12 protein-coding genes are annotated in these 14,766 nt (G+C 65.1%); 4 read left to right on the forward strand and 8 right to left on the reverse strand.

The features are described from left to right. Positions 1–40 precede the first annotated feature (40 nt). Positions 41–832 carry a CPBP family intramembrane glutamic endopeptidase gene (locus tag GEMMAAP_RS12600; protein ID WP_053334061.1) on the reverse strand — a complete coding sequence of 264 codons (792 nt, stop codon included), beginning with the start codon at positions 830–832 and terminating at the stop codon, positions 41–43. On the opposite strand from GEMMAAP_RS12600, the gene GEMMAAP_RS12605 reads away from it, so the two are divergent. Continuing rightward, positions 831–1,631 (forward strand): prolipoprotein diacylglyceryl transferase family protein, encoded by an 801-nt coding sequence (locus GEMMAAP_RS12605; protein WP_026849493.1) that lies wholly within the window; start codon positions 831–833, stop codon positions 1,629–1,631. The two genes, GEMMAAP_RS12600 and GEMMAAP_RS12605, sit on opposite strands and share 2 nt — an antisense overlap. A gap of 15 nt (positions 1,632–1,646) precedes the next feature. Here the strand turns inward: GEMMAAP_RS12605 and GEMMAAP_RS12610 are convergent, their stop codons facing one another. Further along, entirely contained in the window at positions 1,647–2,480 is an 834-nt protein-coding gene (locus GEMMAAP_RS12610; protein WP_158514848.1) for a UbiA family prenyltransferase, read from the reverse strand. 217 nt (positions 2,481–2,697) lie between these two features. On the opposite strand from GEMMAAP_RS12610, the gene GEMMAAP_RS12615 reads away from it, so the two are divergent. Further along, on the forward strand, positions 2,698–5,265 hold the full coding sequence (locus GEMMAAP_RS12615) for a beta strand repeat-containing protein (protein WP_026849491.1): 2,568 nt from the start codon (positions 2,698–2,700) through the stop codon (positions 5,263–5,265). A gap of 174 nt (positions 5,266–5,439) precedes the next feature. Here the strand turns inward: GEMMAAP_RS12615 and GEMMAAP_RS12620 are convergent, their stop codons facing one another. The 3 genes from GEMMAAP_RS12620 to GEMMAAP_RS12630 all read right to left on the reverse strand — a co-directional run bounded on the left by GEMMAAP_RS12620 (position 5,440) and on the right by GEMMAAP_RS12630 (position 8,173). Beyond that, the gene (locus GEMMAAP_RS12620) at positions 5,440–6,225 is read right to left on the reverse strand and encodes a SprT-like domain-containing protein (protein WP_026849490.1); all 786 of its coding nucleotides are present in this window, start codon (positions 6,223–6,225) and stop codon (positions 5,440–5,442) included. A 92-nt stretch (positions 6,226–6,317) separates the two neighbouring features. After that, the gene (locus GEMMAAP_RS12625) at positions 6,318–7,007 is read right to left on the reverse strand and encodes an alpha/beta hydrolase (RefSeq protein WP_026849489.1); all 690 of its coding nucleotides are present in this window, start codon (positions 7,005–7,007) and stop codon (positions 6,318–6,320) included. A 2-nt stretch (positions 7,008–7,009) separates the two neighbouring features. Continuing rightward, positions 7,010–8,173, reverse strand: coding sequence for a VOC family protein (locus GEMMAAP_RS12630; RefSeq protein WP_026849488.1), 1,164 nt, complete (start codon positions 8,171–8,173; stop codon positions 7,010–7,012). A gap of 101 nt (positions 8,174–8,274) precedes the next feature. Between GEMMAAP_RS12630 and GEMMAAP_RS12635 the strand changes: the two genes are divergently transcribed. Then, a complete protein-coding gene (locus GEMMAAP_RS12635) occupies positions 8,275–10,179 on the forward strand; it encodes a serine/threonine-protein kinase (RefSeq protein ID WP_053334060.1) in 1,905 nt (634 codons plus the stop codon). Here the strand turns inward: GEMMAAP_RS12635 and GEMMAAP_RS12640 are convergent. Continuing rightward, positions 10,064–10,954 carry a metallophosphoesterase family protein gene (locus tag GEMMAAP_RS12640; protein ID WP_026849487.1) on the reverse strand — a complete coding sequence of 297 codons (891 nt, stop codon included), beginning with the start codon at positions 10,952–10,954 and terminating at the stop codon, positions 10,064–10,066. The genes GEMMAAP_RS12635 and GEMMAAP_RS12640 overlap by 116 nt on opposite strands. Positions 10,955–10,957: 3 nt before the next feature. Continuing rightward, the gene (locus GEMMAAP_RS12645; protein WP_026849486.1) at positions 10,958–11,971 is read right to left on the reverse strand and encodes an isocitrate/isopropylmalate dehydrogenase family protein; all 1,014 of its coding nucleotides are present in this window, start codon (positions 11,969–11,971) and stop codon (positions 10,958–10,960) included. Between the two features lie 207 nt (positions 11,972–12,178). Between GEMMAAP_RS12645 and GEMMAAP_RS12650 the strand changes: the two genes are divergently transcribed. Further along, positions 12,179–14,191: a carbon starvation CstA family protein gene (locus GEMMAAP_RS12650; protein WP_082821571.1), complete on the forward strand. Its 2,013-nt coding sequence runs from the start codon at positions 12,179–12,181 to the stop codon at positions 14,189–14,191. On the opposite strand, the gene GEMMAAP_RS12655 is transcribed toward GEMMAAP_RS12650, so the two are convergent. After that, positions 14,178–14,687: a hypothetical protein gene (locus GEMMAAP_RS12655; RefSeq protein ID WP_026849484.1), complete on the reverse strand. Its 510-nt coding sequence runs from the start codon at positions 14,685–14,687 to the stop codon at positions 14,178–14,180. The two genes, GEMMAAP_RS12650 and GEMMAAP_RS12655, sit on opposite strands and share 14 nt — an antisense overlap. Positions 14,688–14,766 lie beyond the last annotated feature (79 nt).

The raw sequence follows: 14,766 nt of genomic DNA on the forward strand, positions 1-14,766 counted from the left end.
TCACTGGGGGAGGGACCCACCCGGCTTTTCCTGCCGAGGACTACCATCCCGTGGGCCAGCGGCTTGTGGCGGTCATGGCCATGGCGTCCATGGCGATCGCCACGGCCCCGTGGAGCAGCACGCCGCCGAGCATACTGCGCGTCTCCCAGGCCAACAGCCCGAGCACCCACCCGGCCACAATCGCGCCAAAGGCCTCCGGCAGCGGTTTGTGGGTATGGATCAGGGCATAGGGAATGACGCTCACGCCAACGGAGAGCCAGCCAAGTCGGGGGGCCAGCGCATTGATCAGGACCCCGCGAAAGAAATATTCCGTGCCAAAGAGGATGGCGACATAGGCACTCCACCACCCCAGCAACGTGGGCCATGTCCAGGCATTGACCCGGTTGGCCGAGAGCAACGGGTATGTGCTGGCAAAATCAGGGCGCCGACTGGCCACCCAAAGCACGGGCAGCATCACCAGGAGCAGGGCGAGATAGATCCCGAGGTCACGCCCCCGGGCGGGCAAGGCCATCCGCACGCGAGGCACGGCGCCCGCACCGTACAACCAACGAGGAATAAACACCCAGATTGCCAGCGTGCCCAATGCCCACCAGGTCGAGGGCACAAGGCTGGCCCACCAGGGACCGCCGGCGCGTCCTGGCGTCGTCGCGTCGGCAAGCGAACCATAGACCAAGCCCGGTGACTGCTCCAGCAGCCAGGGTTGCAGGAGCACGTGGCTACGCATGGGGATGAGCAGGAAGTCATGCGCGACAGCCGCCACGGCAATCCACCCAAGGATGATGGCCAGTCGCCGCTCGTCCGGCGTCGTGTTGAAGCGACTACTTTCGGTCATGATTGTTCATGAGCCCACTGTGATTGCCTTGGGACCGCTGGTGCTGTCGGGATACGGCCTGGCGCTGGCGGCGTCGATGCTGCTGGGGTATCTGGTCGTCGCCCGGGAGTATCGCCGTCTGGGAGTTCCGGCGCAGGCGCTGGAAGACATCATTGTGGTGCTGCTGGTCGCCGTCGTTGGCGCCAAGCTGTACGACATGGCCACCGGGAACGCGGCGCTCTGGTCGCGGAGTGGATTCTCCATGGTGGGTGGTGCGTTGGCCAGCCTGCCGACCATGTGGTGGTTGACCGCGAGACGCGCCGTCCAGCCCGCGTGCATCGCAGATGCCATGGCGCTGGGAGCGGCGGCGGCCATCCCGGTGGCACGGTCGGGGTGTTGGGCTATTGGCGACGACTATGGCCGCCCTTTTGACGGCGCCTGGGCCGTGGCCTTCCCGCATGGTGCACCACCGTCCACGGTGCACACATTCCGAACGCAGTTTGGCGAACCGCTCAGCGGACTGGATGCCGCCACGGTCCTCACGGTGCACCCCACCCAACTGTATGAGCTGGCGTTGTCCTTTGCCATTTTTCTTTGGCTCTGGCATCGGCGGCGCACCACCCCGACCTGGACGACCGCCGGCGCATTTCTCGCCCTCAGCGCGGGGGAGCGATTTGTGGTGGAGTTTGTGCGCGCCAAGACCGACCGCACGCTCCCCGGTGATTTGACCATCACGCAAGCCGTCACACTCGCGTTGCTCTTGCTCGGCAGCACTCTCTGGTGGCAGAGGTCTCGACGGCGTGATATCGCGGTGCGGTAACGCGCCAGCGACACGCTAGGCGACTAGGACGCCAAAGGCTCCCAGGAGCGCCAATCCGCCGGCTTTGGTGAGACGCAGCGCCTTCTGATAGCGAGGCGCAGACTGTTCACGCGGAAGGTCACGCGCAGAGAGATACCATGCTGTCGCCAGGGGGAACACACCACCTGCGACCGCGACCAGAACAAACGAGGTGACCGCGTAGGGATGGCCGCGCCGCACGAACAGGGGCGCCAACAGCGACAACACACAGAGCACGCTCACCGTCAGCATGAGCCGACTGGCGCCATGCACGCCCAGGCGCGTCGCCACCGATGTGAGATGGGCCTGCGCATCACCGACCTGATCAGCCATGCTCTTGAGGATTTCCCGCGCCAGCACGAACAGGGTGAGCGACACCACGGCCATCCAGACCTCTGGCGTCATGGGACCGACCTCAAGCGCTCCCAGAGCAATGGTGGCGGCCGATAGCCCGGCCACCCAGGCGTTCCCAATGAGCACCGTGGATTTGAGCATCGGCGAATAGGCGAGTCCGGCGACGATGGCGACGAGCGCCAGCCACCGGGCATTGCCCTGCAGTTGCGTGGCGCATACGCCAGCCAGCACGGCGCTACCTGCAGCGGCAATCATCGCCTGGCGTACCGACAGGAGCCCCTGCGGGATGGGGCGGTGCGGCGCGTTCACACGGTCGGCCGCTAGATCACGCGCATCGTTGTAGAGGTTGGCGGCTGCCACGGCCAGTAGTGCGCAGACGGGGGCGCCCCAGTGCCAGCCCCGATCAAACACGCCCACCGAAAACGGCTCGTGCCGAACTGAGGCATACGACAACCAGGTACCAAGCGTGGTACTCACGGCCGCAACCGCCGCATTGTGAGGCCGACTGCCCTGCCACACGCCGCGCAGCACACGCCAACGGCTGAGAACGGTTGCGGCACTCAACAAACGAGGACGGAGATGTGTGAATTCACCATGCATGACGCGCGCAATATGATCCCCCTTTCACTTTTGTGCGAGCGAGGCTAATTCACCGTCGATAGAGGTTTTCGAATTCACACATAGCTCCGATCAAATGTTGCAACCTCGCAGACGCGTCGATGTCGGCGCCGCCGACCGCCCACGCCGGTCCATCCTTTCCCTCGGGGCATTATCACTCGCGGGATTCGCCACAATCTGGGCGTGTGGTGGTGGTGGTGGTGGTGACACGCCACCCATTACTCCGCCGCCGACCGTCACGCCGACCATTGCCATCAGCAACAGCGCGGCGATCAGTGGACAGCAAGGGACAACACAGACATCGACGATCACGCTCACCCGTGGTGGGAACTACACGGGCGCAGTCACCCTGTCGGCGTCGGGGGCTCCATCGGGCGTTACGGTCACCCTCACACCGTCCACGCTGAGTGGTTCGACGACCACCAGCACCCTGTCGGCGGTCATTGCGGGCACTGCCGCAGCAACGACCACGGGGAACATCACGGTTACGGCCACAGGATCTGGCGTAAGCAGTGCCACCGCGTCGGTGCCGGTGACGGTCACGGCGGCCCCCTCACCCGATTTTACCTTGTCGCCATCCACCGCCAATGCCACGGTGATTCAAGGACAGTCGTCGGCGGCAACCGCGTTTACCCTGGCGCGGGTGAACAGCTACACGGGTGAGGTGATCCTGTCGGCTGCCGCGCTCCCTACCGGAATTACGGTCGCGTTTACGCAGCCCCTCGCCGGCTCTGCCGGCAGCGTGGTGTTCACGGCGCTGAGCAACGCGGGCACCGGCACGTATCCCATTACGATTACGGCCAGCGGCCCCAACACCACCGCCAAGACCTCGGTGGTGACGCTCGTGGTGCAGGCCACTCCCACCGTCGTACTGGGGCTCACGCCGCCTTCACTTTCGCTGGCGCAAGGTGGCTCCGGACAGACGGCCATTGCGATTACGCGCACCAACATCACCGGTGACGTGACGCTCACCGCGGAGAATGTGCCGCAGGGCGTGACCGCCGCGTTCACGCCGTCGGCAACATCCGGCACCACGTCGTCGCTGGCCCTCACGGTTGGAGGTGCTGTCACGCCCGGCGTGTATACGATCACGGTGCGCGGCAGCGCGGCGGGCGCGACGGCCGGCACGGCCACTGTCACGCTCACCGTCACGGCAGCGCAGAGCTACGCGTTGGCCGCCACGTCCGCGAGTGTCCAGCAGGGTAACACCGGCACCAGCACAGTGAGCATCACGAGAACCGGTGGATTTACCGGGGCAGTAACCCTCGCGGCAAGCAACCTGCCCAATGGCGTGACGGCTGCGTTTGCGCCCAACGCAACCACCGGCAACAGTTCCACCATGACGCTCACGGCGTCGGGTGCCGCAACGCCGGGCAGCTACACGGTCACCATCACTGGCACGGCCGCAGGATTGGCCAACGTCACCACGACGGCCTCGGTCACCGTGACGGCAAGCGGCGGTGGTTCGGGGAGCATCAATTGGCGCTTCTGCGATCAGGACAACATTCCCACGTGGTTTGCCGTGAAGGATGGGACGGGGCCATGGACCCGGGTGCTGGTGGGCAGTCAGAACACCTATAGCTTCTCGGTGAATGCCGCGTCGGTGGGCATTGCCTATGCGGTTCCCAAAACCGGCGGTGTGGCCGACGTCAGTGTGTACTACTACGCGGCCTCCGAATTGCCTGGAGAAGCGGCCGCGGAGTGCGCGGACAATCCGGCGACCAAGTCACTCACCGGGACCGTCGCCAATGTCGCACTGTTGCAGCAGGCGAATGTGGGCGTGGGCGGATCAAACGGCGTCGTCAGCGGCCCCTCCACCACGTATTCGCTGACCGGTGTTGCGGATGGAGTGACCGATCTTCTGGCGTTCCGCAGCACCCTTAACATCGGCGCGGGGGTGACCACCGTCCCCAACGCCGTCATCCTGCGGCGCAACGTGAACTACGCCAATGGCAGTGCCATTCCGCTGCTCGACTTCAGTGGAGGCGAAGCGTTTGCGCCGGCGACCGCTACGTATACGCTGGCCAACTCCAGCGGGGAAAACGCTACCTTGGTGGTTGGCTTCAACACGGCGAACGGTTCAGTCGGCAACTACGCCTTCGGAGCGCTGGCAAGTACGTCGACGTCACTCACCGCGTATGGCATTCCCTCCAACCGGACGCAGGCGGGCGACTTCCATTTTGCCATCGCCACGTCGGCGACCGTGGATGCGTCATCGTTCCGCATTCTGTTCCAGTACAACCGTGACCTGGCGAACCGCACGCTGACCCTTGGCGCGCCGATGGCCACCCCCACGCTCACCACCGCTTCGTCGTCGCCCTACACCCGGCTCAAACTGCGCGGGGCGTGGACCAACGAGTACAACGCGTCGTACGGTTGCTCGTTCACGCAGGGGACCACGACGACGCGCGTCTGGACGGTGTCAGCGACTCGTGGCTACTACGCGTCGCAGCCATCCGAGTATGAGTTGGAGACGCCAGACTTCAGCGGAGTGGCCGGCTTCCAGAACACCTGGGGACTGTTGAGCGGCCAGCAGGTGCAGTGGGCCGTGACCGGTATTGGTCCGATCAGTGGCACGATCGGCGTGATTGCTGAAGGCACCGCGTACAAAGCCGCCTCGCGCCAGGGCAACATTACACCGTGACCTGAACGACGATTGCAGCTCCAAGGGCGCCCGGCTTACTCCGGGCGCCCTTTTCGTATGCAGCCACCATCCGCTCATGACGGGCGGACTTACCGGCTCAATATCGCGGACGGCGGGTTCTGGTACGGTTGCCGGTGGGATTGTCACCGTTCGCGCCACTGGTGGTCAGGCTACTCAGCCCGTCTGTTCCTGCCGCTGCCGGCGCCGTTCCAACGGCGTCACATCGCGCCGCGCGGCAGGCGTAATGCCCACTTCACGGGCCTTGTTGCGAAACTCGGGGCCGTGATCCACCGGACGTCCGGTTTCGTGCTGCCATTGATGCACCATTTCGTGCAACAAAGTGTGCATCGCCTCACGCCATCCATGCCTGGTGATGTGCGACCGCGACATCACAATCTCCGGCTCCAGATGTCGCGAGCCCGGATCGAAGTGCCCAAGCCGCGTGGCCATCTTGCCGGACAGGCGCAGCGGAATGCTCTTGAGCGTGCCGGCAAACCATTGCGCGTTCAACTGGCGATGCGCCTCGGTGAGTTGAGCGATCATGGCCAGGTCGCCCGGCTTGGCGGGTTCCTGCCGTCGGGCCACGGGAGCCCGCTCCACGTCATGCGCCAGAATCACTTCGCGGGCGGCCAGACGCTCCGTCTTGTTGCGGGCAATCGCAAAGGCCACAATGGCCCGCAGAACCGACTCCGGCGCTTCGGCGTACCCTTCGTTCACCCGCAGGGTGCGACCAATGAGCGACACCATGACGGTCCGCGTGCGCATGAGCACCAGTTGCTCCACGCCCCGCAGCCCCATGTCCTGCAGGCGCGAGAACAGGACGGCGGTGCGTGCTCGCAACGCGGTGCGCCCTCGCGCAAAGCGCGCGTCTTCGCCTTCGGGGGCAGGCGACGGTGCAGCAGGCGCCGGGGTGGGCGCCACTGAAAAGAAGCCGAGCTGCAGATCGTCGAAGAGGGACACCTCACCAAATTGGGGGTGCCCCTCTTCAGCGGCAACTGGCGATGGCCAAAACGACGTTCCCTCCGTCGGCAATTGTCCCCCGCATCCCAATCCTACGTCGGGGCGACCTCAAGTCGGACCGCATCGACGATGGCCGCCAGCGCCGCAATCTGGTCTCCCGTGATATCGTGCCCAAGTCCCGGATAGATCCGCAGGTCCACCAGGGCGCCGAGTTCGGCAAACACGTCGGCCGACCGACGGACCAGATCTTCAGGGATGTGTGTGTCGGCGTCGCCGCAGGCCAGCACCACCGGCGTGCCATGCAGCGATCCTCGGTCACTGCGCGCGACGGCGGGGTCACCAATAAGTGCCCCCGCCATGGCCACCACGCCGCCAAAACGGGCGCCGTCCACGGCAGCGCGCGCCGCATACTCCAGTGTGAGACAGGCCCCCTGGGAAAAGCCCACGAGAATGATGCGGTGGTCCGCAATGCCCGCCGAACGCACCTGCGCGACGGCCGCCCCCAGCGCCGATAAGGCGCTGGACAGCCACGGTTCGTTCAGCGCTGTCGGCGCGAGAAAGCGCTGGGGATACCAGCTGTTCCCAATGGCGACGGGCGCGACCAGCGCCGCATCCGTGGCTTTGGCCGCCCGCGCAATGGGGAGCATTCCCTCGGCGCTCCCGCCGCGCCCATGCACCATCACCAGGGCATACGCAGCAGTGGCCAGCGGCACACCCGCCACCAGCGGGGAGGCCGCCGCGTGAGGCCCCACCACGACAGCCGCCTCGTTCGGGGTTGGCATACTCATTCCGTCGTCTCCACCTGCGGGGTAATCATCAGCCGGCGCCCGGGATGCCCACGCATGCCCGTGTCGCCATCTGTTCCGTCGTACGGCCACGGCGCGCGATCAATATCCGTGAGGTGCGCGGCAATCTGCTCACGGTGTCCTTCCAGCCACGGCGGAAGTCGCAACGCGCTTCCCGTGGTGGTCACCGGTTCATCGGTCAGGAAGCCGGGCCCCATGGTTGCGAGTTCCACGATGTGCCCGTCCGGATCTTTGGTATAGATGCTCTTGAAGTACACGCGGTCCATCACTGGCGATACATGATGTCCCGCGTCGAGCAGTCGCTCGCGGAACAGCAGTTGTGTGTCCTCGTCGGCGACGGCCAGCGCGTAATGGTGCCCCTGCCCCGTGCCCATGTGGGCGCGACGGTCGGTGGCGGGGCGCTCAAGATACGTGATGAGGGAGCCCGGGCGCGCGTCGGCCGTGCCCCAGTACCAGTGTCTGGTGCCGGGATCGTCGAAGTTTTCCGTCATCTTTACACGGGCCATGCCGAGGGTGTGCCCAAGGAATTCGTGCGTGCGCTCGATGTTGGCCGTCATGGCCGTAATGTGGTGCATGCCGCGCGTGAGTTGCATGGCCGCGTCGATCGTCGTGACGGGCTCCGGCCATGTGATGGATTCAATGGCGGCTTCGTCCCGCCCGCCACGCACTTTTTCAGCGGGGGGCGTGTGCGAGGCAGTGACCCCGACCTGCTCATCCCACCACAGGCCGGGCCCGTCGGTGGCAATCTCCACGATCTGGCCATCGGGATCGCGCACGTACAGACTGGTGAAGTAGTTGCGGTCATACGGGCCAATCACCCGCAGGCCAAGGTCGGCAAGCCGCCGCTTCCAGCGCAGCAGCGCATCGCGATCGGCGACGCGCAGCGCAAAGTGATGAGTGCCACCAATACCGGTACGACCGCGCGGTGCCCTGGGCCATTCGAAGAAGGTGACGACGGTCCCTGCGCTGCCGGTCTCGTTGGCAAAGTACAGGTGGTAGCTGCCCGGATCGTCGAAATTGACGGTGGTCTTCACCAGGCGCAGCCCCAGTACACGCGCATAAAAATCGACCGTGCGCTGGGCATTGCTGGCCACGAGGGTGACGTGGTGCAGGCCGAGAATGGCGGAACTGGTGGGGTGCATAGACGGTCTCCTGCCCAAAGGCGGCATATACATATCTCACTACTAAACTATATCAAATCTTAGCCTTGGCAACTGTTTCCGGCACGAATTACTTCTTGGCTATGACGCCGCATTCACCTGCTCCGTTGCCGGCCGGTCTGGCCGCCAGTTTCGACACCGTGCGGCCGTTGGGGGCTGGTGGAATGGGGGCGGTGTGGCTGGTACGCGACCGGTTTCTCGATCGGCTCGTGGCCCTCAAGGTTCTGCATGCGGACCACTCGGGGCCAGAGGAGCGCGAGCGCTTCCTGCGCGAGGCCCGCACCAGCGCACGGCTTGAGCATCCGCACATTATCGACGTGTACCGCGCGGACGAGACCGATGGCGTGGTGTGGTTCTCGATGCGCTACATCAACGGCGAATCGGTTGGCGACCGGCTGCGCGATCGCGGCCCCATGGCCGTGGCCGACACGCTGCGCGTGCTGCGGGAAGTGTCCTGGGGGCTCGCATACGCGCATGCGCGCGGCGTCGTGCACCGCGACATCAAGCCGGACAACATTCTGCTCGACCGGGATTCCGGTCGGGCCGTGGTGACGGACTTCGGCATTTCGCGCGATGCGGCCGACGCATCGAATCTCACGATGGTGGGCAACGTGCTGGGCTCGGTGCACTACATGAGCCCCGAGCAGGCCGCGGGTGAAGACGTGGATGGTCGCAGTGATGTGTACGCACTGGGCTGTGTGGCGTACCACATGCTGGCCGGCGCGCCGCCGTTCGACGGGACCGCGCAGTCGGTCCTCGTGGCGCATGTCACCAAGCAGCCGCCGTCACTTGCGACATTGCCGCAGATCCCCACCGAACTTGCGCTGTTGGTGAACCGCTGCCTGCATAAATCCCCCGGTGAACGCCCGGCCAGCGCCGATCACTTGGCGAGTGCCTTTGACGCGCTGATGCGTGACGCCGAGGAGCAGGCACAGGCCTCGGCCGACGCGGCACCGGGTGGTGTGCTTTCGGAGAATGAAGCGCGCGTGGTGTGGCAGCGCGCCGCGCAGCTGCAGGCAGAAGCGGCGCACCGCATGGAACGACGGGCGGCGCTCGAGAGTGCGCGCATCAGCGGCGAACAGACCGCTGTCGTGACCGACGAGGCGTATCGAGTGCGCGACGTCGAGGCAGCGGCGGTGGAAGCGGGCATTTCCCGTCAATACGTCGCGATTGCCCTCGCGGAGTTGCGTGCCAATCCCGGGTCGGCGGCACTGGCCGATCCCATCTCGGAGCGTGCGGACCGGCGGACCACTTTGCTCATGGGCACCGCCGACCGCGCGCTCTCGGTGTCGCGGGTCATTCCAGCGTCGCCCAAGGATACGTTGCAGGCACTCGGGGCAGTGTTCACGGCCGCCCCCCATGCGTTCACCCTGCAGGACACGGTGAACGGCCACCCGCTCGACGGCGGCATCATGCGCTTCAAGGTGCCGCGTTTCGTGGAGGCCTATTCAAATCCATTCGCCGGCATGTCCAAGGAGAAGGCGCTGCGCTACCGGCTTGAACAGATCGAATTGTTCGATCTGAACGTCACGCTGCAGCCACGTGGCACCGCCGCGGCGCCCGCGTGCGAGATCGTGGTGACCGGTGACCTGCGTGCAGGACTCCGGCGCAACGTGATGCTCGACCTCGGCATCATGGCCGGCGTGAGCGTCATCGCCAGCGTCAGCACGGCGCTCAAACTCGGCAGCATGTTGAAGGTGCCGGTGCTGAGTGCCGCTCCCTTGATTGCCGCCGCCGGCGCGGCGGTGCTGGGTACAGCGGCTGTCGTTCTCTGGTACCGGTGGCTCTTCCGCGGCGCGTTGCGCGAGACCTACGAGGAACTTGGCGGGCTGCTCAAGTCGGTCGAGCAGCAACTCAGTACGCGACGTCTGTTCAGCGGGGAGCGGTCAGCGGCGACGGATGCGGCATCGAACGCGTCATTGACGTCACCGTGGCGTTCGCCGCAAACCGACCCGTTGATGCCTCGAACGTCCACGCCTGCACCATAATTTCGGTCGGCGTGGCTTCGATGATGTTGAGGGCGCTGGGTCGGTGTCCACGCATGCGATTCGACAGCGTGTTCGCGGCGCTTACGAGGAAACGACTGCCCTGACGCTCGACGACCTCAGCGCGCTCTTCGTGATCGTGTCCGGTGCAGACGACATCGACAGGCATGGTGGCCAACGTATCGAGAACACGGTTGGGCTGCTTGAGCCCCCATCGTTTGGAGAGCCGGCCGCGCACCACATTGTGGTGCACCACCAGTAGCCGCAGATCGCCGGACGGCGCCTGAGCCAATCGCGAGGCGGCATCTCGCAGTTGCTGCGACGTGAGCCCCCCTTTCACGCGCCAATCGCGCGGATACCAGGTGAGCGCTTCCGGATTGGTGCCCCACGCGGAATTGAGCCCTACCATCGTGACGCCTGGCACCTGCACCGTGGGCGACAGGTCCTGATTGATGAACGTCCGATAGCGTTCGTGCACGCGCGAAAATTCGCCGTATCCAAAGGGCGCATGCCACCAGGCGGCATCGTGGTTGCCAGGCACCGTAATGACCGGTGCGCACGCCTGAAACCGATCCACCAGCGCGCGCGCCGCTTCAAATTCGTGGGTTCGGGCCCGCTGGGAAAAATCCCCTGAAATGACAATGGCATTCCACCGCTCTTCGCGCGCCAGCGCGAGGGCGGCGTCCACGTGGGCCTGCACAAACGGGCGCCCACAGTGAATGTCGGAGCAATGCAGAATGCGCACGCGGGGGGCGTGCGCGGCGTCCACGATCGTCACGCGTCAGGCCAGCTTCGCAATCACCGCATCGGTGAAGGCATCGGTACCGGCGGTACCGCCCAGGTCGCGTGTCAGCACCATGCCCTCGCGAATCGTGGACTCAAACGCATCGCGAATGCGTGTGGCGTTGCTGACATCACCGATGTGCTCAAGCATCATGCACGCGGCCAGCACGAGCGCACCGGGATTCGCCACGTTCTTGCCAGCGATATCAGGCGCAGTGCCGTGGACGGCCTCGAAGATCGCCGCGTTCTTGCCGATGTTGGCCCCCGGGGCCAGCCCCAGTCCGCCCACCAGCCCCGAGATTTCATCGGAGAGGATATCGCCGAACAGGTTGGTGGTGACCACCACGTCAAACTGTTCAGGGCGCATGACCAGGTGCATGGCCATGGCGTCAATGATGCGCTCTTCGAACTGAATGCGCCCTTCGTATTCTCGTGCGACCATCCGCCCGACATCCAGGAACAGCCCCTGCGAGTACTTCAGGATGTTGGCCTTGTGGACGAGCGTCACCTTCTTGCGATCGTGTGCCAGCGCGTACTCGAAGGCGTAGCGAACAATCCGCTCGCTCCCCTGCCGGGTAATGATGGCGACCGATTCCGCCGCGGCGCGGGGGTCGTCCCCAATGCGGACATAGTGCTCCACCCCGATATACAGCCCTTCGGTGTTCTCCCGAATAAGCGTGATATCGATGTTCTCGAAGCGCCCCGGCACGATGGTGCGGGCCGGGCGCACGTTCGCGTACAAGTCAAACGTCTTCCGGAGCGCGACGTTGATGGATCGGAATCCTTCGCCGACCGGCGTTTCCAGTGGGCCCTTGAGCGCCACCCGCGTCTGCTTGATGGAATCGAGCGTAGCGTCCGGAATGGGGTCGTTCCAGCGGGCCACGCCGGCCATCCCGGCGACCTGACGGTCCCAGGAGATGTCGCAACCAGCGGCATCGAGGATGCGGACGGTGGCGTCGGCAATCGAGGGACCGATGCCGTCGCCGGGAATTAGGGTAACGGGAGTTGGCATGGCGAAGCATAGCCACCTCCACGCCCGGCGGGGATCGGAACGACCGGTCCTAATGAAGACAACGCCCCTCGCCGGATGCGCGTTCATTGACAAGCCACGGTCCCGGAGCGCATATGGGCACGTCGGTTCCCACCTCTTCCCCTCCGCGTGTCTCGACTGCTGAAACTCCTCCCCTGGCTGGCCGTGGCCGCCGTCGGCGCGGGTGCCATGGCCTTTGTGGCCATCAATCGCGGCGAGCAGATTAGCGCCGCCTGGCTCCTCACTGCCGCGATCTGCACCTACCTGATCGGCTATCGGTTCTATAGCCGCATCATCTCCCACGACATCTTCAAGCTCGATCCGGAGCGGGCCACCCCGGCCGAACGGCTCGATGACGGCCGAGATTTCGTTCCGACCAACAAGTGGGTGGTGTTCGGCCACCACTTCGCCGCCATTGCCGGCCCGGGACCGCTGGTGGGGCCCACGCTGGCGGCTCAGTTCGGCTTCCTGCCCGGCGCCATATGGATTCTGGTTGGCGTGGTGCTGGGTGGGGCGGTCCAGGACTTCATCATTCTGTGCGCGTCCGTGCGCCGGGACGGCAAGTCGCTGGGACAAATGGCCAAGGAAGAGATCGGCACGGTAGCCGGGACCACAGCGCTCGTGGCCGTGCTCGGCATCATGATCATCCTCATCTCCGTGCTGGCGTTGGTGGTGGTGAATGCCCTGCGCGACAGTCCCTGGGGCACGGTCACCATCGGCCTCACCATTCCCATCGCCCTGCTGATGGGACTGTACATGCGTTACATCCGTCCGGGCGCCGTGCTGGAAAGCACCGCGTTCGGCCTGGTGCTGCTGGGCGTCTCGCTCTACGCCGGCAAGTGGGTATCGGAGTCGGCCACCTGGGCGCCGGTGTTCACGCTTGACGGCACCACACTGTCGTTGCTGGTCATGGCCTACGGCTTCGCCGCCTCGGTGCTGCCGGTGTGGCTACTGCTGGCCCCGCGCGACTATCTGTCGGCGTTCGTGAAGGTGGGCGTCGTGCTTGCTTTGGCGGTCGGCATTCTGTGGGTGCTGCCGCCGCTGGAAATGCCGGCCGTCACCAAGTTCGTGGACGGTACCGGGCCGGTCTTTGCCGGGAAGCTGTTCCCGTTCGTGTTCGTGACCATTGCCTGCGGCGCCATCTCCGGATTCCACGCGCTCATCTCATCCGGTACTACCCCCAAGATCCTCAAGCGGGAGTCGGATGCGCGGTTGATCGGCTACGGATCCATGCTCACCGAATCGCTGGTCGCCATCATGGCGCTCATCGCGGCGTGCGTGCTCACGCCGGGCGTGTATTTCGCCATCAACTCGCCGGCTGGCGTCATTGGCACGACGGCCACGGCGGCAGCGGACGCCATCAACAACTGGGCGCTCTTCAAACCGATCACGGCCATGGAGCTCGAATTGCTGGCCAAGCAGGTTGGCGAGAGCTCACTGCTGTCACGCACGGGTGGTGCTCCCAGCCTCGCCGTGGGCATGGCGCACCTGTTCTCACAGGCGTTGGGCGGTGAGGCCACGATGGCGCTGTGGTACCACTTCGCCATCATGTTCGAGGCCCTTTTCATTCTCACGACGCTCGATGCCGGCACGCGCGTGGGTCGCTTCATGCTCCAGGACATGCTCGGCAATATCTGGAAGCCACTCGGCAAGGTGTCGAGTTATCCGGCCGGCATTTTTGCGAGCGCCGTGTTCGTGTCCATGTGGGGGTACTTCCTGTATCAGGGCGTCACCGACCCACTCGGAGGTATCAATTCGCTCTGGCCGCTCTTCGGCATCTCGAATCAGTTGCTGGCTACGGTGGCGCTCTGCGTCGGCACGACGGTCATCATCAAGATGGGCAAGCAGAAGTACGCCTTCGTCACGCTGCTCCCCATGGCGTGGCTGGTGATTGTGACCATGACCGCCGGGCTCACGAAGATCTTCTCGGCCGACCCGAAGCTGGGCTTCCTGAGCCACGCCTCACTGATTCAATCGCAGATTCTGTCCGGTACGCTGCCCGCGAACATCAAGACCGTTGAAGCGGCGCAGCGCATGATCTTCAACGACCGGCTCGACGCCGGCGTGGCTGCGTTCTTCCTCGTGTCGGTCGTGATCATTCTCAGCGCCTCCATCACGGAGTGGCTGGCGGTCATCAGCGGCCGGAAGGCGGCGGTGAGCAGCGAGACCCCGTTCGTGCGAACCCAGCTTACGGGAGCCTGAGCGCTCGGCAACGCTGAACGCGTTCCAGCAGGATATCGGGGAGCACGAGCTGTACGACGTGCTCCCCGAAGTTTTTGTCGTCTCCACGAACGGCACCCTTGCCAGGACCCGCAGAGAACTGCTGGAGCGATCTCCGGGCCAGCGCCAGCGCGTGTGCCTGCTGCGGCACATCCCGTAACACCGCCGCCGCCGCGTGCAGTTGGGTCCACCGGTAGGCACTGGCGCCAAAGAGCATTTCCCGTGGTTCGAGGCACGCCCCGGCGACCAGGTATTCCAACGTCGCCAGCCGTTCGGACGCCGGGAGATCACGCTGGGCCGCACGGGATACGAGCGCCTGCGGCGAGAGCTTCCAACCGCTGGCCCAGAGTGCGTCCTGGCCACGCTCGTGCGCGTCACGCGTGGGGAGCGTGGCGGTGTAGACGGTTGCCGCTGTCGCGGCGCTCAGGGCACCTGCAACCGCCAGACCGGCAACCACGAGGACACGGACAGGGGGCATTGGCACGCAAAAGAAGGCGGGACGCTCGCAATCTGGCGGGCGGCGATAGATCTTTCCGAAGGAAAGCGTTCCATCACTC

It is taken from the genome of Gemmatimonas phototrophica, assembly GCF_000695095.2.
GTDB lineage: Bacteria > Gemmatimonadota > Gemmatimonadetes > Gemmatimonadales > Gemmatimonadaceae > Gemmatimonas > Gemmatimonas phototrophica.